Genomic DNA, 20,572 nt, shown 5'->3' with positions numbered 1-20,572 from the left:
CGCCAGGGGGACTTCGCCGCGCGCGCCGGTCACCTCGAGGCTCGCCCCGTGACCGGCGTCGTCGATGTACACCCCGCCATCGTGTGGTCTCCTCTCGATCGGGTTGGCGCGAGCCGCCCTGATCAGCCCCTCACCGCGCCGAGCCTCGCGTCGAGCGCCTTCAAGGTGGCTTGCCCCGCGACCCCGTCCACGAGGAGCCCGCGCTCGGCCTGGAACGCCCTCACGGCCTCCTCCACGCGATCGCCGAAGACGCCGTCGACGCCGCCTCGGAGCTGGATCCCGACCGCGAGCAGCGCCTCCTGCAGGGCCTTGATCTCGGGCCCGCTGGCCCGCTTGCGGAGCGACCCCTCGCCCCGCGCGACGCGCTCGAGCGCCGGCTCGCCGGCGAGCGGCGCGTTCTTCAGGATCTGCGGCTTGGCCGGCCTGCCGGGCCGCGGCAGCGGGTGCTCGGCGAACGGATCGCTCGACGGCGACGCCGCCGCCCGGAAGAACGGATCGCTCGTGCAATCCAGGCCGTCGGCCTTCATGTGCTCGCAGTACAGCTGGAACTGCCTCCAGTCGGGGCGCCATTTGAAACTCCGGGCCCTGCCGTAGAAATAACGGCCCACGAGCACGGCGAGGCGCTGGTCGCGTTCGACCGACGCGGCGCCGCCGCCTGCCTGAGGCAGCGCCCAGTCGAGGCAGCCGTCGACGTACGCCGGGGCCCAGTGCTTGAGGTGGGCGATCCAGTTGAACAGGGCCTGCGTGGCGATGCCGTCGGCCCCGGCGATGTGCGCCGACGTCTCCATGAACGTGAGGAGCTGTGCCTCGGTGACCGCGTCGCGCGTGCGCGGATCGCGCGCCGCGTGGATGAGCACCCGGAGCAGCGGGACCGAGCTGCGGAGCGTCTCGAGCGCCTCTTTCCCCCCGGTGATCACCCGCTTCGCCCGGAGGTCGACGACATCGTAGACGTTCTTGTCGCGGTAGCGCAGGCCCGCGCGGCCGAGCCGGTCGCGGAGCGCCTCGTTCGCCACCGCGCGCGCCATGACCTTGCCCAGCATCCCGAGGCCGCCCCAGCCGGTCCCCCAGGTGACGATCTGGTTGTCGTAGGTGTTGATGGCCGCGGTGCTGCCCTCGCGCGCCTGGAAGGCGCGGAACGCGATGACCTTGCGGCGGTCGCTGGAGCTCGACGCCGCGGCGCGGGACTCGAGGTAATCGTGGAGGTAGGCGAGGTGCGCCTTGTCGCTGGCCCCGGTGTACATGTGCCCTTGGCGAACCGGCTTGAGGCCCGGCTCCGCGGGCGCCTCGCCGCGGCTCTGCTCGATCTCCGCGAGGAGATCCTCGGGCAGCTCCGCCCCGGCCACGGCCGTGCCCGCGTCCGTCGCGTAGTCTTCCCACCCGAGGAGGGGCGCGCTCGCCTGGGCGAGCCCGGCCGAGGAGCCGGAGGACCGGCTCGCCTCCAGCGGCGCGCGGCAGAAGCCGAGCCCGGGGCCGGGGAACACGAGATCCGTGTAGCCCGCGAAGGTTTCGACTCTCCCGAGGCCCTCGAGGCGCTCGCGCACCTCGCCGAGGAGCGCTTCGCAGAGGCTCTCTCTGGGCGCGTCGTCGTCGGGCGACTCGAGCCCGGTGAGGGCGATCTCCCAGAGGAGGCGGCCGTCCGTGCCGCGCAGGATGCGGTGCGCGAGGAGCGCAGGGTGGATCGTCGGCCGGGATGCGACGCTGAACGCGGCGGCTTCGGCCAGCAGAATCCGCTGGAGCTCCGCCGGATTGACGCTCGTCTCCGGGTCGATGTGGAAGAGAAAGACGTTCGCTGCGTCTGCGGTTATCTCTGTCACAACCAATGAGGAGAGCGAGCAGGATTGCCCCTGTCAACGGAATCCGAGCGCTCGGACGAGGCAGAGCAGCAATCGGGCACGGCTCGACGCGCGGGTGGACATTCCGCGAGCACCAACGCGGAATTCCGCCCCTGAAGCACTCGAGTGTTCGGGAACTCCGCCGAACGGACGCGGCGGCGGCGCTCAGTGGCCCGCCGCGACCGCCGCGCCCGCCGCGGCGAGCGCCCTGTCGAGCGCCTGTACGAGGGCGCGCGTCACGGCGCCGTCGCGCTCGAGGGCGTGGCTCGCCTGGAACGCCTGGATGGCCAGCCTGGTGCCCTCCCCGAAGTCCCCGTCGACGCCGCCTTGGACATGGATCCCGAGCGCGAGCAGGCCTTGCTGGATCGCCGCGACGGCGGGTCCCTTGGCTCCTTCCTCGAGCGCGCCGTCGCCCGCGGCGATCCGCTGGAGCTCGGGGCGACGCGCGAGCAGCGCGCTCGAGAGCGCGCCCGCCGCCGGGGCGGGCGAGTCCACCGGTGGTCTCGAGGGGGAATTGCCGCCCGCGGGGTAGGGCGCGTCCCCGGACCAATCGGCCTTGCCGGGGCGGTCGTGGAGCCCCTGGCTGGGCCGCCAGCTCATCGTGGCGTTGCCCTTCGGGTCGCAGGAGCAATCGAGCAGCGGCCGGTTGTCGCGGGGGCCGTCGCTCGCCGAGTTGACGCAGAAGGTGGGCTCGACGAGCTCGTGGAACGGCGCGCCCCGGAGCGCCCGGAAGAGCCACGAGATGGGGAGGCGCTCCTGCTCCATGGATATCCACGGGGAGCGAAAGAGGAGCTTCCTGTCGCTCCGGCGCCGGAGCAGGAGGCGCGCTCGCCCTCGGGGCGCGAGCTGCGACTTCAGGCTGCCGAGCGAGCCTGGTCGCGCGATGCCGCGGAAGAGCCACGCGCCGCCCGACAGGGCCTTCGGGATCCACGACCACCAGTGCGACTCCCAGAGCATGCGCGACTGCTTGGCGACGGCGGCGTGGGGCCCCGGATCGTTGAAGGATGTGGTCGTGTCCCAGAGCTGCCATTTTCGCTCGGTCGGGTGCTTGCGCAGGACCATGGCGACGTGCCCGCTGCCGCGCCCGCACCCGAGCGCGTGCTTCGCGCCGGAGCACGTGAGGCCGCCTCGGGTCGTCGGACAAGGCGCCGACCAGAACAGGCACGAGCCGACGGTGATCTGCTCCCAGAGCTCGTCCGGCCATTCCTCCAGCGCGAACGGCACCTGCTTCCACCCCTTGCCGAGGCTCTCGCAGTAGGGCTGCGCGTCGAGGCCGGAGCCGATGTCCCCGTAGGTGCCGCCGTCCCAGCCATAGAAGCAGAGCGCCGTGGTCACGGCTTGCTGGCATTGACCCACGAGCGGATAGCGCCCTGCGTCGACGATCGCCTTCGCGACCCGCGCCTGGGGCCCGTAGAAGTAAACGGGTTGCGTGTACGGGATGCCGGTCTGGTGCTCGGCGACGGTGCGCGCGAACGCCTCGGCGGGGTCGTCGATCCGCGCGTAGTCCGGGTGCGCGAAGACGTCGCCGAGGCCCTGCCGCGCGCGGGCGAGCAAGAGCTCGGCGATGCGGTCGACGTGCTCCGGTGAAGGGATGTCGTGCTCGGGGAACGGCAAGAGGTTCACGGTCCGCACGAGCTGCGGCGGGGAGTCGGCGGGGGAGAGGGCGGAGCCCCGCGAGAGGAGCCACCCCTCCGGCGGCTCGGCGGGATCCAGCGCCACGTCTTCCCAGGGGGGCAAGCCCCCTTCGCCGGGCAAGGCATCCGCCGGGATCTCCTGGTCGAGGCGAGCGATGGAATGCAGAGGGTCCCGCTCGTCGGTGAGTCGATCTGTCATGCAAAGCTCCTTGGTCGTGTCCGCGCCAGCGGAGGCACGAGCGTACGACCCGCTCGGCCGCATTGTAAGCGGTCGTCGAGCGGACGGGTCTTCGCGGAGCCTGCGGCAGCGATCGAGGTCGTCGGTCGAAATCCTGCGCCGCGCAGCGCAAGAGCCGGCGTGTGTCCTGGCCAGAATCGAGCGCGAGGGCTCGTGGCCGAGCTCCGGGATGCGGCTCGACGTCCTCGACAGCGTCGCTCGGCGGTGCTGCGGACGATTCCGGCACTCCAGTGCTCGATCCAGCAGCGGATAGCTCCCACGAGATCGCGATGCCTGAGCGCGGCGCGCGCCGGTTCGACAACAGGGCGGTGCGCGAGCTCAACAGTGGGCACTGCTCGAAATTGAACATGAAGGCGGGAAGGCGGGAAGGCGGAAAGAAAGATCAATGATCTTCCTGCCTTCCCGCCTTCATGTGAATTCTCTCCGGGCAAATTTGAGCACTACCCAACAGTGCTGGCCTCTCGGCCGGATGGCCAGCGTCGTTCCAGCCACGCGAGGTGACGCGCACCGCAGCGGTAAAGCTCGTTGCGAGACTCGTCCGTCAAGTGCCCCATTGGGGGATTGTCCTGCCCCCGCACGTCGATCGTCGGCAGCACGGCGCCGCGGCGCCCGACCGCGGCTAGTACGACCGTAGCGCCGAATGAGCTCGGTCCTCGCCCGAGCCGTCCAGTCCTCTCGAGCGTGCGTGACGCCCCGCGGCGAGGCATAGGCCGGTATGCCTATGCCTCGCTGCGGCGGTTTCGGGTATGAGCTCGTTGCAATCACTTGCATCGGGCGACGCGAGGACCGACGGCGATTTGGGAGCAGGGAGGCGAGGGCGCTTGGAGACGTTTCGCGACCTCGGCGAGGCCGCTCCAGAGGTCGCCGCGTCCGCCGCCGCGCTCGCCTGCTCGGACCAGGGCGATGTGACGACCGACGCGCGGCCGCCGAGCCATCCCGATCCCTCGAGCTGAGCTTCCAAGGACGCGACCCGAACACCGGATACCGTCCCCGTATCCACCGCAAACGAAGGTGCTGACCCATGATGAACCGACGAACGTATTTACCAAAGCAGATCCTGCTGTCAGGAGCGCTCGGCATCGCCCTCTTGGGCTGCGGCAGCGGCAGCGACGGGACGACCACCGGCGGCGGCGACGGCGGCGGTACCAGCGGCTCGACCAGCTCGGGCGTCACCTCCGGTAGCGGCGGCAGCGCCGCGTCCGGGGACACGACGACCACGTCGTCAGCGGGCACGACGGGCGCCGCCGGCGGCACCGGCACCGGCGGGGGCGGCGCCGGGGACGCGGGCACCGGCGGCGCGGGCACCGGCGGCGCGGGCACCGGCGGCGCGGGCGCCGGCGGCAGCGGCAGCGGCACGGGCGGCGGCGGGAGCGTCACCTGCCCGTCGCCCGCGTTGAGCGCTGGCGACTCGAACAAGACCGTGATGGTGGGCTCCCGGAGCCGCAGCTACGTCTTGCATGTCCCTGCCACGTACGACGGCAGCAAGCCGGTGCCTCTCGTCGTCGACTTCCACCCGCTCGGCGGCTCTGGCCCGTCGGAGCGGTCGGGCTCGCCGTATCCGGCGCAGACCGACCCGGAAGGCGTGATCATGGCCTTCCCGAGCGGGCTGTCCGGCCCCTCGGGCGGCGCCTGGAACGTGGGGCCCTGCTGCGTGGCCGACACCGACGACGTGGCGTTCGCCAGGGCGCTCGTGGCGCAGGTCCAGGAGACCGCCTGCATCGACCCCAAGCGCATCTACGCGGTCGGCTTCTCCATGGGCGGCGGGATGTCCCACTACCTCGCTTGCCACGCCGCCGACGTGTTCGCGGCCGTGGCGCCCGCCGCCTTCGATCTCCTGCAGGAGAACATCGGCGGCTGCGAGCCGTCGCGCCCCATCAGCGTGATCTCGTTCCGGGGCACGTCGGATTCCATCGTGCCCTACGCCGGTGGAGGCTCCTCGGTGGTGCGCGGCATGCCCGTCACGTTCCTCGGCGCGAAGTCGACCTTCCAGAAGTGGGCCGACATCAACGGCTGCACCGGCTCGCCGTCGGCCGAGAACGGGCAGGGCTGCTCGACCTACTCCAATTGCCAGGACGGCGTCGAGGTGACGCTCTGCACGAAGCAGGGAGGCGGCCACGAGCCCGGCAACGCCTCGGTCGGCTGGCCCGCGCTGAAGCGGCACGTCATGCCGTAGCCCACCCCGCCGCACGATGTCCCTCGGGACATCGTGCGGCCTCTGCAGCACCGGCTGGGAGATCGAGCAGAAGAGCTTCGAAGAAGATGACGGCGCGTCGCGCGACGCGTGACGCGTGACGCGCGAAGCTTTGGGTGTGCATCGATATTGAAATGATCTGTTGCTGATATATCCGTCGCACCATGAGAGCGCCGCCACAGAGCGAGCGAGCTCGCGTGTTGACCGCTGACACCCCGATCGGCCATACTGGCAGGCGATCCTTTGCCTTCCTGCGTCCTGCGCGGCCTCGTCGCTCAGGAACAGGGGCCGATCGGCTGTTCCATGAAGGTCAGCGGAACCACAATCCTGACGCGGAAGACCTTGGTGAGCCGGAGGTTCGGCTCGGAGGCGTGGCGCGGCTTCTTTCGTGAAGTGGCGGTGGCCAACCCCTGGTTCAAACGGCCGATCACCGCGAGCAGCTTCGTCCCGCTGCCCGAGTTCCTCGCGTTCCACGACGAGCTCGTCCGGCGGTTCTACGCGGATGGCAAGGACGCGCTCTTCGAGCTCGGGGCCGAATCGGCGCGCTGGGCGCTCGTCGACGGCCCGCTGCAGCGCTTCGTCCAGGATCCCGACATCTCGTCGCTGGTCGCGACCACCCAGAACATCTGGCACCGGTACTTCGCCGAGACGGACAGCCGCTCCGAGGCGACGCTGAGGGACTCCGGCATCGAATTTCGCGTGCGCGACCTTCCCGCATGGCATCCGTATTTCGAGTACTTCGTGGTCGGGTACACGAAGGAGATGCTGGAGATCTATTGCGCCAACCCGATCTGGACGCACCGCCTCGCGGGCGGGAACGGCACGACGTACGGCTACCTGCTCGCCACCGATCCCGTGCCGTCCGCGCCGCCGAGCAGCGAGCGCGGCGCCCGGTGCGGTCGGCTCCTCCAGCCGCGAAAGGCGCTCACGGGGCGCGAGCTGGAGGTGCTGCGGCTCGTCGGGGCCGGCAAGACCAACCGCGAGATCGCCCTCGTCCTTTGCATCTCGGAGAAGACCGTGCAGCACCACGTCGCCCACGCCTACGACAAGCTCGGCATCTACAGCCGCGCCGGCGCGACGCTGTGGTTGGCCGAGCGCGGCCTCCTGGGCTGACCGGTCCCGACGGGCTCCGGTTCGTGCCCAGCGCCGGCACCCCCGGCCAAGACCTGTTCGTCAGGCCAGCGTCCCCCGCGCGCCCGGCCGGGAGAGCGCATAGGCGATCCCGCCCTGGAGCGTGCCCCGCGTGACGATGTTCCGCAGTTCGACGCCGAGGCCGACCATGGTCTGCGCGACCTCCGCGCGGATCCCGGTGAGCACCACCTCGGCGCCGAGCAGACGCGCCCCCTGCGCCACGCGGATGAGCGCGTCGGCCACCTTCGTGTCGACGACCTTTACACCCGTGATGTCGACGATCGCGACCGTCGCGCCCGAGGACGAGAGCCCCTGCAGCAGGGTGTCCATCGCCTGCTGCGCGCGCATCGTGTCGAGCACGCCGATGAGCGGCATCACCACCACGTGGTCGGTGATCGGGATGAGCGGCGTCGACAGCTCGGCGATCGCCGTGGCCTGCAAGCGGATGAGCTCCTGCTGCTGCTCCGAGCGCATCCGCTCCGCCTCCTTGCGCGCCGTGATGTCGGTGTTGATCTCCATGATCAGCGCCTGTGCATCCCCCGGGTCGGCCTGCGCGACCCACCGGCTCTCGACCATGATGGTCCCGCCGTCGCGCCGGGTGTGCTCGAGCTCCCCCTGCCAGTGGCCCTCCGTACGCAGCGCCCTTTCGATCGCGGGGAGCGCCGCGGGGAAGCGCGTCCCCAGGAGCTCATGGGATCGCGCCCCGATCGCCTCGGCGGCGGCGTAGCCGTACATCCGCTCTGCCCCTTGGTTCCAGTAGGCGATCGTGCCGTCGAGCGCCCGCAGGAGGATCGCGTCGTGCGCGAGATCGAGCAGCCGCGCTTGCCGTTCGAGCAGGGCAGTCTGTCGGTCGCGCTCCTCCTCGGCCGCCTTGCGCGCGGTGATGTCGTTGTTGATCTCGAACACCGTCTCGGGCGCGCCGCTCGGGCCTCGCCGGAGCACCCACCGGCTCGAGACGATGACGACCCCGCGAGGCGTCGTGTGCTTGAGGTCTCCCTCCCAGCGGCCCGCCTCCAGCAACGAGCGCTCGATCGCGGGGAGCGGCGCGGGGAAGGCGGTGCGCAGGAGCTCATGGGAGGCGCGCCCCACGGCGTCCTCGCGGCGGATGTCGTACATCCGCTCTGCGCCCCTGTTCCAGTACGTGATCACACCGTCGAGGCGCCGGACGAGGATGGCGTCGTGCGCGATGTCGAGCAGCTCCACCTGCTCCCGGAGCGCCCCGATCTCCCTCTCTCGCTCGATCTCACGCGCGGAAGCGGCGTGAAGCAGCCGCTCCAGCTCGACCGTGCGATGCTGGAACACGTCGAGCTCGGCCGCTGCTGTGCCGCTCGGTGCGCTGCTGTTCGACATGGTCGCTTACCCTCCCGTCTCGCCCCCCAAGGATCCCCACCGCCAGCGCCGAGCTGGAGCGAGCCATGGACGCGAGAGGCTAGTCCGCGGCCGACTCGGCTGTCAAGATGCGGTGTCATCGGAATCCGCTGGAGGACCGGTGATCACCGCGGCGCGTCCAGGTTGGTTCCGTCGGGCTCCGGTGGCGTGCGGTCAGACTCAGCGGCTCGGGCGCACGCGATCGAGCCATGCTCCGGCGCCGTGCACGCCGGTGGGCTCATGGCCCGCACCGGAGGCCGGGGGATCGCCGCGGCGCCCGCCGGTCATAACGACGCGATCGTGCCATTACGTATTTTTGCGCGAGCGGAACAGTATGCAGAAAACTGTTCCGCTCGACCCGGCCATGAATCTGGAAATTCGAGCTCGTCGATTTCATCCGAGCCCGGACTTCCCGGCCGCTCGACGCGCCGCCGCGGCGGATGCTCCCCCACCGTCCCGCGCGCGCGCCGTCTCGAATACGACCCGATGCCGCCGCGCGAGCACGGTTCGGACGTGATGCGCTGGAATCGACCCGGAAGGTGGGGAAGGGGACCAAGGCAGGGCGCGCCGGCAGCTGGCTTGGTGTATCCGCCCACAAGAGCATGAGTCGAGGCCGTGATCGCGAGCGCGGATACGCGCCGTCCGCTCGCCGGCGGCCGCGATGGTTCAAATACAAACTGGCATCGCGGTGTCCCTACTGCATACTGCGCAGCGTCCGCTTCGCGCCACGTCGCGACGCGGCCGACAGCGCGGCTCATGAGCTTGAGGTCCGCTTGGCGCCGGCTTCTTCTGGCCAGAAGCTCGACAAGCGACCGTGATGCCTGACGAGCGTACGACAGATCAACAAGCACGGTGTGCGTGAAGGTGCGTACGCGTCGAGCGTCTCGACGCGGCGTAGGCAGGTTCACGCGCGCCGATGCTACCGACCCCTACCAGCAACAGGGAGGTCATCCGCGATGAACGAATTGAGCACTATGCCGCTCTCTCTGGAGCAAGAATGCGCCTTGCGGCTCGACCGGGGCCGCGGCGCCGCGCCGGGCCCGGTGGGACGGGGCGCGGCGTGGCTGGACGGCGCGCTGGACGTGCCCAGGCTGGTCCGCGCCGTCGAGGGGCTCGCGGCGCGCCAGGCGATCCTGAGGACGTCCTTCGCAGAGCGCGATGGACAGCCGGAGCAGGTCGTCTCGCCGCGGGCGGAGATCGCCTTTCGCGAGGTGGATCTCGGCGCCGAGGGGCAGCCGGCCTCGGATGCGTCGGCGCTCGCGGTGGCTCGCCGGGAGACCTCGCTGCCGCTCGATCTGGAGCGCGGTCCCCTCTGGCGCGTGAGCCTCATCCGCGTCCATGCGCAGCGCCACCTCCTCGCGCTCTCCATGCACCCGATCCTCTCGGACGGTGAGCCAAGCGCAGCGCTGTTCTTCTCGGAGCTGTTCGACGGCTACCACGGAATCGAGCGGCCGGCGCCGCCGATAAGTTATCAGGGCTACGCGCGGCGACAGCGGGAGCACAGGACCGCGGCGCTGCTCGACGCGCAGCTCGCGCACGTCCGCCGCGAGCTCGCGGGGGCGCCGGAAGCGCTGGAGATCCGGACGGATCGGCCGCGGCCCGCGGCGCGGACCTTCGCCGGAGGCTCGGCGGCGCGCGCGCTCGATCCGGAGCTCGCGCGCGCGCTGCGCGCCCTGGCGCGGGAGGAAGGCGTGCCGCTGTCCGCGGTCCTGCTCGCGGGAATGCACGCCGTCCTGCACCGGTATACAGGCCAGGACGACGTCCTCATCGGCGTGGCGCTGTCCAGGCGAGACGAGGAGACCCAGGGCCTCATCGGTCCGTTCGGCAACCTCGTGGTCGTGCGGGGCAGGCTGGGCGCGGATCCGGGCTTTCGAGCGCTCCTGCGCCAGGTGCGCCGATCCCTGGAGGAGGCGAAGGAGAACGGCGATCTCCCCTTCGCGTCCCTGGTCGAGCGGCTGGCGCTGCCGCGCGATCCGAGCCGCCCCCCGCTCGTCCAGGCCACCTTCTCCAGCGCGCGCGGCGCGCTCGCGCCGAGGAGAGGCGCTCTGCTCACGCTGACGCCGGCGGCGCTCGAGGCGGCCGAGGTGGCGTTCGAGCTCGCCGTCCGCGTCGAGGAGACCGACGCGAGCGTGATCGCGCGCATCGATTATAACCGCGATCTCTTCGAGCGCGCGACGGTGGAGCGGCTGCTCGGGCACTGGGCGGCGCTGCTGGGCGGCGCCGCGGGCGACCCAGCGCAGCCCGTCTCGGCGCTGCCGATCCTGACCGAGGAGGAGCGGCGAACGCTGCTGTTCGGGTGGAACGGCGGCGGGGTGTTCGATCCGCCGCGCGATCGGCTGCACGAGCGGGTCGAGGCGCACGCCCGTCGCGCCCCGTCCGCCGTGGCGGTGGCCTTCGAGGGGCGCCGCCTCACCTATGCCGAGCTGGATCGGCGGAGCAACCAGATCGCCCACCTCCTCCGGGCGAGCGGCGCGGGGCCCGACGTCCCGATCGGCGTTTGCCTGGAACGCTCGCTCGAGATGATCGTCGCGCTGCTCGGCGTCCTCAAGTCCGGCGCCGCCTATGTCCCGCTCGACCCGTCGTATCCCGAGGAGCGGCTCGCCTTCTTGCTGGAAGATACCCGCGTCCCCGTGATCCTCACCGAGGAGCGCTTCGCCTCCCGGCTGAGGAGCGGGAGCGCCAGCGTCGTGTGCCTCGACGCGGATCGGGCCGTGATCGAGCGACAGCCCGAGGGGGAGGTGGCGCCCGCGCCGGGCGAGGGCCCGGAGAACCTCGCGTACATCATCTATACCTCGGGGTCGACCGGCAAGCCCAAGGGGGTGATGGTCACCCACGCCAACGTCGTTCGCCTCTTCGACCATACCGCCGGTGAGGTCGGTTATGGCGAGCGCGACGTCTGGACCCTATTCCATTCCTATGCCTTCGATTTCTCCGTCCTGGAGATCTGGGGCGCGCTCTGCCACGGCGGGCGGCTGGTCGTGGTGCCGTTCCTCACGAGCCGCACGCCGGACGCCTTCCACAGGCTCCTCGGCGACGAGGGGGTGACCGTCGTCTGCCAGACGCCCTCGGCGCTCCGCCAGCTCATCCACGCGGACACCGCGGCCGATCCATCGCTCCGCGACCGCCTCCGGCTGCGCCTCGTGATCTGCGGCGGCGAGGCGCTCGACGTGGCCGCGCTCAAGCCGTGGTGGGACCGCCGCGGGGACGAGCGGCCCGCGATCCTCAACATCTATGGGCCCACCGAGACGACCGTGTTCGCCACCCGCCGCCCGATGGGCATCCCGGACCTCGAGCGGCCGTGGTCGAGCTCGATCGGCCGCGCGTGCCGCGACGTCCAGGTGCTGCTGCTCGATCGCCACCGCGCACCGGTCCCCGTCGGCGTCGCCGGCGAGATCTACATCGGCGGCCCCGGCGTGGCCCGCGGCTACCTGAACCGCCCCGAGCTCACGCGGGAGCGGTTCGTCGAGGACCCCTTCCGGCCCGGGCCGGGCGCGCGGCTGTACCGGACAGGCGATCTCGCGCGGTACCTCCCGTCGGGCGAGCTCGAGTTCCTCGGCCGGATCGACGATCAGGTGAAGATCCACGGCCACCGCATCGAGCTCGGCGAGATCGCGGCGGCGCTGGGCCAGCACCCCGGCGTGCGCGAGGTCGCGGTCGTGGCGCGCGAGGACGCGCCGGGCGACCGGCGGCTCGTGGCGTATGTCGTCCCGCGCCCGGTCGAGGGCGCCTCCGCCGAGGGCGAGCAGGCGCTCGTCCCCGCGCTGCGCGCCCTCGCGCAGCGCCATTTGCCGAGCTACATGGTCCCGTCCGCCTTCGTGTCGCTCGACGCGCTCCCCACCTCGCCGAACGGCAAGGTCGACCGCAGGGCGCTCCCTGCGCCCGGCGGCGCCCGGACGGGGCTCGGGACCGCCTTCGTGGCGCCGCGCTCCGAGCTGGAGGAGGCGCTCGCCGGCCTCTGGAAGGAGCTCCTGCGCGTCGAGCGCGTGGGCGTCGACGACAGCTTCTTCGAGCTGGGCGGCAGCTCGCTGCACGCCGTGCAGCTGTTCTCGCGGCTCCGCGGCGCCTTCGGGCTCGACATCGGCTTTCAGGAGCTCTTCGCGCACCCGACCGTCGCCGGGCTCGCCGCGCTGGCGGAGGGGGGCGGCCGCGCGGCCCCCCGGGCGGAGCATGCCATTCCAAGGGGCGCCCGGACGGGGCCAGTCCCCCTCTCGTTCGCCCAGGAGCGCATGTGGTTCCTCCACCGGCTCGCGCCGGAGAGCAGGGCCTACAACTGCCTTTGTCCCTTCCGCCTCACCGGGGAGCTCCACGCCCCGGCGCTCGACCGGAGCCTCCGTGAGCTCCTCCGCCGCCACGAGATCCTGCGCACGGTCTATACCGAGATCGACGGCCTGCCCGTCCAGATCGTCGCCGAGGACGCCGCGTTCCGGCTCGAGGTCGCGGACCTCCAGCACCTCTCCGAGGGGGAGCGCGAGGCCCAGGCGGCGCGGCTCCTCGACGCGGAGGCCCAGCGGATCTTCGATCTGAAGCGCGGGCCCGTCTTCCGGGCGGGGCTGCTGCGGCTCGGGCTGCGGGATCACGTCCTCTGGCTGCACATCCACCACATCGCCGTCGACGGCTGGTCGCTCGAGGTGGCCTACCGCGAGCTCGCGGCGCTCTACGACGCCTTCTGCCGGGGCGCTCCCGCTCCGCTGCCGGAGGCGCCGCTCCAGTACGCCGATTTCGCCGCGTGGCAGCGAGAGCAGCTGACGGAAGAGAGCCTGTCGGAGCTGGTCGCCGGCTGGAAGCAGCGGCTCCTCGGCGCGCCGCCCCTGCTCGAGCTGCCGAGCGATCGCGTCCGGCCGCCGGTCCAAACGTTCCGCGGCGCGACGATCCCGTTCCAGCTCGACCCGGAGGTCGCGAGGGCCATCCGCGACCTCGGCGCGCGAGAGGGCGTGACCGTCAATATGGTCCTTTTGGCCGCGTTCGCCGTCCTGCTCCACCGCGTCACGCAGCGCGACGACCTCCTCGTCGGGCTGCCGAGCGCGGGCCGCGATCACGCCGAGCTCGAGGCGGCGATCGGCTTCTTCGTCAACGTGGTCCCCATCCGGATCGAAGTCTCCGGCGCGCCGTCGTTCGAGCAGCTGCTCCGCCGAGTGAGGGCGGTGTGCCTGGACGCGTATGCGCACGACAGGCTCCCGTTCGAGCGGCTCGTCCAGGAGCTCCAGCCGGAGCGCGACCCGAGCTACAGCCCGCTCGTGCAGATCGTGTTCGCGCCGCAGCCGCCCGCGGAGCGCGAGCTGCACCTCGCCGGGGTCGAGGCGCGCGCCGTCGACACGGACACGAAGAAGACGATCTTCGATGTCTCGCTCTATGCCTGGGAGAGCGCCGGCGGCGTCGCCGGGATGCTGGAGTACAGCACCGATCTGTTCGAGCGGTCGACGATGGAGCGGACGCTCACGCACCTCTTCACGCTGCTCGCCGCCGCGACCTCGGATCCCGCGCGGTCCGTCGCGACGATGCCGCTGCTCCCGGAGCGCGAGCGGCGCCGGCTGCTCTTCGCGTGGAACGACACCGGCGCCGATTTCCCGCGCGATCGAAGCGTCCTAGCGCTGTTCGAGGAGCAGGTCGCGCGCGCGCCGCACGCCCCCGCGGTCGTGTCAGAGGGCGGTTCGCTCACGTATGGAGAGCTCGATCGCCGGGCGAACCAGCTCGCGCGCCGCCTGCTCGAGCTGGGCGTCGCGCCCGACACCCTGGTCGCGATCTGCGCGGAGCGCTCGCCGGAGCTGGTGGTCGGGATCCTCGGGGCCCTCAAGGCGGGCGCGGCGTACCTCCCCGTGGACGCCGCGATCGCGGGCGAGCGGCTCTCGTTCATCCTCGCGGACTCCGGGGCGCCGGTGCTCCTCACGCAGGCGCACCTCGCCGATCGCCTCCCGCCGTTCGCGGGCGCGGTGATCCGCCTCGACGCCGACGCGCCGGCGCTGGCGGCGCGGGACGGCTCGCGCCCGCCGGCGTGCGCGGGCCCCCGGGACCTGGCGTATGCCATCTACACCTCGGGCTCGACCGGCCGCCCGAAGGGCGTGCTCGTGGAGCACCGGAGCCTCATGAATTTGGTGGCGTGGCACGTGCGGCGCTTCGCCGTCTCCCGCGAGGATCGCGCGACCCTCGTCGCGAGCCCGGGCTTCGACGCGTCGGTCTGGGAGCTCTGGCCTTACCTGTGCTCGGGAGCGTGCCTGTTCATCCCCGGGGAGCCGCTCCGCCGCTCCCCGGACGAGCTCAAGGCGTGGCTCCTCGCGCGCGGGATCACCGTCTCGTTCTTGCCGACGCCGATGGCGGAGGAGCTCCTGCGCCTCGACTGGCCCGCTTCCGCCGCGCTCCGGTACCTGCTCACGGGAGGAGACAAGCTCCGCGTCTGGCCCGACGCGCGGCTCCCCTTCGAGGTCGTGAACAACTACGGTCCGACCGAGGGGACCGTCGTCGCCACCTCGTGCGTCGTGCCGAGGGCGCGGCCGGACGGCGGGACCGCGGCGGCCGACCCCTCGATCGGCCGCCCGATCGACAACATGCGGGCATACCTTCTCGATCCGCGCGGGGAGCTCGTCCCCGTGGGCGTGCCCGGCGAGCTGTACCTCGGGGGCGTGGGCATCGCCCGCGGGTACCTGAACCGGCCCGAGCTCGACGCGGCGCGGTTCCTCCCCGATCGGTTCTCGGACGAGCCGGGCGCGCGCATGTACCGCACCGGCGACCGCGCCAGGTGGCTCCCCGACGGGAACATCGAGTTCCTGGGGCGGGTCGACAACCAGGTGAAGATCCGCGGCTATCGCATCGAGCTCGGGGAGATCGAGGCCGTGCTGCGCGAGCACCCCGCCGTGGAAGAGGCCGTCGTGGTGGCGCGCGAAGAGCCGACGGGCAACAAGCGGCTCGTCGCGTACGTCATCCCGCGCCTCGACGACGGCGGCGCCGCGGAGCAGGCCCCGGCGCTCCAGGCGGAGCACGTCTCGGCGTGGCAGGCGCTGTACGACGGCACCTACGGGCAGGGCGGCGCCGGCGTGGATCCGGCCTTCAACATCACGGGCTGGAACAGCAGCTATACCGGAGCGCCCATCGACGCCGGCGCGATGCGCGCGTGGCGGGACCACACGGTCGAGCGGATCCTCTCGTTCCAGCCGCGGCGGGCGTGGGAGATCGGCTGTGGGACGGGGCTCCTGCTCTTGCAGCTGGCCCCGCAGTGCGCCGCCTACCTCGGCACGGATTTTTCGGAGAAGGCGATCGCGCTCCTCCGCCCCGAGCTCGCGCGCGGCACGCTCTCGCACGTGTCGCTGCAGCGCCGGGAGGCGAACGACCTCCGCGGCATCGAGCCGGGCAGCTTCGACGTGGTGATCTTGAACTCGATCGTCCAGTACTTCCCCAGCGCCGATTACCTGCGCTCGGTGATCGAGGGCGCCGTGCGCGCGACGGCGCCCGGCGGCGTCGTGTTCCTGGGCGACATCCGGAGCCTGCCGCTGCTGGAGGCGTTTCACGCCTCGGTGCAACTCCACCGCGCGCCCGCGGGCGCCACCGCGGCCGAGCTGCGGGCCCGGGTGGAGCGGGCGGTCGCCGGCGAGGAGGAGCTCGTCCTCGCGCCCGAGCTCTTTCACGCGCTGCGCGACGAGATCCCGGGCGTGGAGCACGTCGAGACCTGGCTCAAGCGAGGCCCCGGCGCCGACGAGATGACGCGCTTCCGCTACGACGTGGTCCTGCACATCGGCGCGGCGCCCGAGCCGGCCGCGATCGGCCGATCGCTGGACTGGGCCGCCGCGGAGGGCCTCGCCGGCGTCGAGCGGGCGCTGCGCGGGGCGGGCTCCCTCGGGATCGAGGTCCTGGGGATCCCGAACGCGCGCGTGCACGCCGACGTGATCGCGGCGCGCCGGCTGCGGGAGGCGGGCGGCGACGAGCCGGCCGGCGCCGCCGCGGCCGCCGGGGCGGCGGCGGCCGCGGTCGATCCGGAGGCGCTGTGGGCGCTCGCCGCGCGCCTCGGCCGTTCGGTCCGGATCACCGGGTCGAGCACCGCGGGCCCGGGGTGCATGGACGCGCTCTTCGAGCCCGCCGAGGGCGCGCCGCGGCCGCGGGCCTGGATGCAGTCGCGCCCCGGCGCGGCCTTACCGGCGCGGTCGCTCGCGAACAGCCCGCTCCGGCGGCCGAAGACGCGCGCGATGCCCCGAGGCCTGCGCGAGCTCGCCGCGGCGAAGCTCCCCGACTACATGGTTCCGGCCGCGTTCGTGAAGCTCGACGCGCTGCCGCTCACCGCCAACGGGAAGGTCGACATGGCGGCCCTCCCGGCCGACGACCGCGCGAAGCCCGCGCCGCGGGCGGAGGCGCCGGCGCCCGCCTCGAACATCGAGGTGGTCCTCGGCGAGATCTGGCGCGAGGTGCTCGGCCTCGACGAGGTCGGCCTCGACGATGCGTTCTTCGATCTCGGCGGCCACTCGCTGCTCCTCGCCCGGGTCCGCGCCGGCATCCGGGCGCGGCTCGGCGAGGACGTGCCCATCATGGACCTGTTCCAGTTCCCGACGATCCGCAGCCTCGCCGTCCACCTGAAGCGGGGCCCTCGGGCGGCGGCCGCCCCGGGCGACAGCGTGGCCTCCAGGCGCGCGCCCGGCGCCGCGGCGGCCGAGGCCCCGGCGCGGGGGGCGCTGCCCGAGAACGCCATCGCCATCATCGGAATGGCGGGGCGCTTCCCGAAGGCGCGCAGCGTCGGCGCGCTGTGGTCGATGCTCAAGGACGGGATCGAGGGGATCTCCTTCTATTCGTCCGACGAGCTGCGGGCGCTCGGCGTCGATTCGGAGCTGGTTCGAACACCCGGGTTCATCCCGGCGGCCGGCCTGCTCGAGGACGTCATGTGCTTCGACGCGGCGTTCTTCGGGTACAGCCCGAGGGAGGCCGCGCTCATGGACCCGCAGCAGCGGGTGTTCCTCGAGTGCGCCTGGGAAGCGATGGAGAGCGCCGGGTACAACCCGCTCGCGACGCCGAAGCCGATCGGCGTGTTCGCCGGGAGCGACGCCCCGAGCTACTGGATCGAGCGCGTCGGGCCGCCGCCGGCGGCGCCGAACTCGGAGCACGCCCGGATCTACACCGGGAACGTGACCGACTCGCTGACCACGCGCGTGGCCTACAAGCTGGGGCTCCGGGGGCCCGCGGTCAGCGTCATGACGGCGTGCTCGACGTCGCTCGTCGCGGTGCACCTCGGCTGCCAGAGCCTCCTCACCGGGGAGAGCGACATGGTGCTCGCGGGAGGCGTCGGCGTCCTCTCGCCGAAGCGGATCGGCTATCTCCACGAGGAGGGCGCGGTCACCTCGCCCGACGGCCATTGCCGGCCCTTCGACGCCGAGGCGAGCGGCATCGTGGCCAGCAACGGCGTCGCCCTCGTCGTCCTCAAGCGGCTGAAGGACGCCCTCGACGACGGCGACACGATTCACGCCGTGATCCGCGGCTCCGCCGTCACCAACGACGGCGCGCTCAAGGTGGGGTACACGGCGCCGAGCCTGGAGGGGCAGCTCGAGACGCTCGCCCGGGCCCACGCCGCTGCCGGCGTGAGCCCGGAGAGCATCGCGTACGTGGAGGCGCACGGCGCTGGCACGCGGCTCGGCGACTCGATCGAGGTGGCCGCGCTGTCGCGCGCGTTCCGGAAGGCGACCGACCGGGTCGGGTTCTGCGCGCTCGGCTCGGTGAAGAGCAACCTCGGCCACCTCCGCGCGGCCTCCGGGGTGACCGGCCTCATCAAGGCGGCGCTGGCGCTGGAGCACGAGCTCATCCCCCCGACGCTCCACTTCCGCCGCCCCAGCCCCGAGATCGACCTCGCGCGCAGCCCGTTCTTCGTCAACGCCGCGCCGCTCGCCTGGAAGCGCGGCGGGGCCCCGCGCCGCGCCGGGGTGAGCGCCTTCGGCATCGGCGGCACGAACGCGCACGCCGTGCTCGAGGAGGCCCCGGCGCCGGCGCCGTCCGGCCCGTCGCGGCGCCGTCAGCTGCTCGTCGTCTCGGCGAAGACGCCCGCCGCCCTCGAGAGGAGCACCGATCGCCTGGCCGAGCACCTGCGGCGCGCGCCGGAGGGCTCGCTCGCCGACGTCGCCTTCACCCTGCAGCGGGGCCGGGCGCCCTTCGCGCACCGCCGCGCGGTGGTGTGCGCGGATCCGGCCTCGGCGGCGGCCTCCCTCGGCCGGCGCGACCCGGACCGGGTCGTCACGGAGGTCGCCGGCAGGCGGCCGCCGGAGGTCGTCTTCCTGTTCCCCGGCGCGGGCGCGGAGCGCGTCGGCATGGGGCGCGAGCTCTACCTGCACGAGCGCGCCTACCGCGAGAGCATCGACCGGTGCGCCGACCTCTTCCGTCGCGAGCTATCGGTCGACGTCCGCGGCCGGCTCTTCCCCGAGGCGCCGGGGCGCGCCCCCGGCGACGGCGAGCTCGGCGCGCCGCGCCTCCGCGCGGCCGCGCTCTTCTCGACCGAGGTCGCCTTGGCGCATCTCCTGATGTCGTGGGGGATCCGCCCAGCGGCGCTGTTCGGCCACGGCGTGGGCGAGGTCGTCGCCGCGTACGTCGCCGGCGTGCTCTCGCTCGAGGATGCGGTCGCGCTGGCCGCGCTGCTCGGGCGCGCCGAAGAGGAGGCCGCGGGGCCGCTCCTCGCGCGCATCGCCCGGCGGGCCGCGTCGATGGCGAGGCGGGCGCCGAGCATCCCCCTCGTCGGGAGCCTCGCCGGCGACTGGGTGACCGAGGCCGACGTCGACGATCCGTCGACCTGGGCCCGGCTCCTCGCGGGCTCGGCGCGCGCGGACGATCGCATCGCCGCGCTGCTCGCCTCGGCCGATCGCGCCCTCGTCGAGGTCGGGCCCGGCGTCTCGCTGGCCGCCCTGGCGGCGCGCCACCCGGGCGCCGGGCGACCGGTCGCGACCACCCTTGCGGGCCCGGGCGACGGCGACGGCGACCTCGAGGTGTTGCTCGGCGCGGTGGGTCGGCTCTGGTGCGCCGGCGTCGACGTCGACTGGGCCGCGTTCTCCCGGGACGAGCGCAGGCGGCGCGTGCCGCTCCCCACGTACCCGTTCGAGCGCGTCCCCCACACGCTCGACACCACCTGCACCGTCGGCCCGGCCACGGTGCGGTCCGTGTCGCCGAAGATCTGGAGTCCGCCGGAGTCGTCCGGCCCTCGCTCGGGCTCGCCGGCGAGCGCGCGGCTGGCGGAGGCATTGCCCCCGGACTCGCCCGCGCCCGTGAGCGCGGCGCTGACGCAGCGGAGCGGGAGCGCCGCGCTCCTCCCGGACAGGCGCGGACCCGGGCAGCTCCTCGTCACGCTGCAGGCGGGGGCGCCGGACGCGGCGCCGCTGTTCCTGATCCCGCCGCTCGGCGGCACGGTGCACGCCTATCGCCCCCTGGTGCAGCGCCTGGGCGGCGAGCTGCCCGTCCACGGGATTCAGCCCACCGGCGCCGCGCCGGGCGAGCCGGGCTTCGCGTCGATCCCTGTAATCGCGGCCCGGTGCGTGGACGAGATCCTGCGCGTCCGGCCCGAGGGACCGGTTCTCCTGGGGGGGCATTCGGCCGGCGGCGTCGTCGCGTACGAGGTGGCGCAGCAGCTGCTCGCGCGAGGGCGCAAGGTGCCTTTGCTGCTGCTCCTGGACACGGGATTCGACCCGCGCGCGCGTGAGCGCTCACCGGCGAGCGGCCTCGCCCACGAGATGGCGAAGCTCGAGGCGGTCGCGTCGCGGAGGTACCGCGGCTTCGTGGCGGCCATGGAGGACGACGCGCGGCTCCGCGCCGAGGTCGCGAGCACATGGCAGGCGCTCGCGAGCTACGAGCCGCAGCCGACGGACGCAAGCGTCCTGTTCCTGCGCGCGCGGGAGCAGGTCAGCCCGGAGGACGCGGTGGCCGCCAACGCCTGGATGGAGCTGTCGCGGGCGGCGTTCGCCCTCCAGGTGGTGCCCGGCAACCATTTCACGATGATGGAGCCGCCCCACGTCGCGCACGTCGCCCGCGCGATCCAGCAGCACCTCGCGGCGGCGGTGAGGCCAGCCCTCGCCGACGCGCTGGAGGGGCGGGCGCTCCGGAGGCCGAGGGCCAGGTCGCTCGGCGCGGAGAGCGGGCCTGAGAGCGGGCCGCCGTCGCATTGAGGCGCGTTGTCGAGACGCGGGGAGTCGGCGTCCGGCGATCTCGCCGGTCAGCCGGAGGAGAGCGGGATCAAGAC

The 20,572-nt window shown here is 72.8% G+C and carries 7 protein-coding genes; 4 read left to right on the top strand and 3 right to left on the bottom strand.

All coding sequences use genetic code 11. The annotated features are described in order from the left end of the window. Positions 1 to 122 precede the first annotated feature (122 nt). Both WMF26_RS24575 and WMF26_RS24570 read right to left on the bottom strand, forming a co-directional pair. Positions 123 to 1,814 carry a peptidoglycan-binding domain-containing protein gene (locus tag WMF26_RS24575; RefSeq protein WP_438002281.1) on the bottom strand — a complete coding sequence of 564 codons (1,692 nt, stop codon included), beginning with the start codon at positions 1,812 to 1,814 and terminating at the stop codon, positions 123 to 125. A gap of 183 nt (positions 1,815 to 1,997) precedes the next feature. Next, positions 1,998 to 3,665, bottom strand: coding sequence for a peptidoglycan-binding domain-containing protein (locus WMF26_RS24570; RefSeq protein WP_438002280.1), 1,668 nt, complete (start codon positions 3,663 to 3,665; stop codon positions 1,998 to 2,000). Between the two features lie 860 nt (positions 3,666 to 4,525). Here WMF26_RS24570 and WMF26_RS24565 point away from each other — a divergent pair. The 3 genes from WMF26_RS24565 to WMF26_RS24555 all read left to right on the top strand — a co-directional run bounded on the left by WMF26_RS24565 (position 4,526) and on the right by WMF26_RS24555 (position 7,008). Beyond that, positions 4,526 to 4,657: a hypothetical protein gene (locus WMF26_RS24565; RefSeq protein ID WP_438002279.1), complete on the top strand. Its 132-nt coding sequence runs from the start codon at positions 4,526 to 4,528 to the stop codon at positions 4,655 to 4,657. A gap of 68 nt (positions 4,658 to 4,725) precedes the next feature. Then, positions 4,726 to 5,877, top strand: coding sequence for an alpha/beta hydrolase family esterase (locus WMF26_RS24560; RefSeq protein ID WP_438002278.1), 1,152 nt, complete (start codon positions 4,726 to 4,728; stop codon positions 5,875 to 5,877). A 321-nt stretch (positions 5,878 to 6,198) separates the two neighbouring features. Beyond that, a complete protein-coding gene (locus tag WMF26_RS24555) occupies positions 6,199 to 7,008 on the top strand; it encodes a response regulator transcription factor (RefSeq protein WP_438002277.1) in 810 nt (269 codons plus the stop codon). 60 nt (positions 7,009 to 7,068) lie between these two features. Here the strand turns inward: WMF26_RS24555 and WMF26_RS24550 are convergent, their stop codons facing one another. Continuing rightward, positions 7,069 to 8,376: a PAS domain S-box protein gene (locus tag WMF26_RS24550; RefSeq protein WP_437948538.1), complete on the bottom strand. Its 1,308-nt coding sequence runs from the start codon at positions 8,374 to 8,376 to the stop codon at positions 7,069 to 7,071. 974 nt (positions 8,377 to 9,350) lie between these two features. On the opposite strand from WMF26_RS24550, the gene WMF26_RS24545 reads away from it, so the two are divergent. Continuing rightward, entirely contained in the window at positions 9,351 to 20,498 is an 11,148-nt protein-coding gene (locus WMF26_RS24545; RefSeq protein ID WP_438002276.1) for an amino acid adenylation domain-containing protein, read from the top strand. The last annotated feature ends 74 nt before the right edge of the window (positions 20,499 to 20,572 follow it).

It is taken from the genome of Sorangium sp. So ce185 (genome assembly GCF_051526825.1).
In the GTDB taxonomy this organism is placed as follows: Bacteria; Myxococcota_A; Polyangia; order Polyangiales; family Polyangiaceae; genus Sorangium; species Sorangium cellulosum_D.
This window is presented reverse-complemented; position numbering and strand designations above follow the sequence as displayed.

Coding starts and splice junctions, on each gene's coding strand:
- WMF26_RS24545 (WP_438002276.1), top strand. CDS start 9,351: ATGAACGAATTGAGCACTATGCCGCTCTCTCTGGAGCAAGAATGCGCC.
- WMF26_RS24560 (WP_438002278.1), top strand. CDS start 4,726: ATGATGAACCGACGAACGTATTTACCAAAGCAGATCCTGCTGTCAGGA.
- WMF26_RS24550 (WP_437948538.1), bottom strand. CDS start 8,376: ATGTCGAACAGCAGCGCACCGAGCGGCACAGCAGCGGCCGAGCTCGAC.
- WMF26_RS24555 (WP_438002277.1), top strand. CDS start 6,199: ATGAAGGTCAGCGGAACCACAATCCTGACGCGGAAGACCTTGGTGAGC.
- WMF26_RS24570 (WP_438002280.1), bottom strand. CDS start 3,665: ATGACAGATCGACTCACCGACGAGCGGGACCCTCTGCATTCCATCGCT.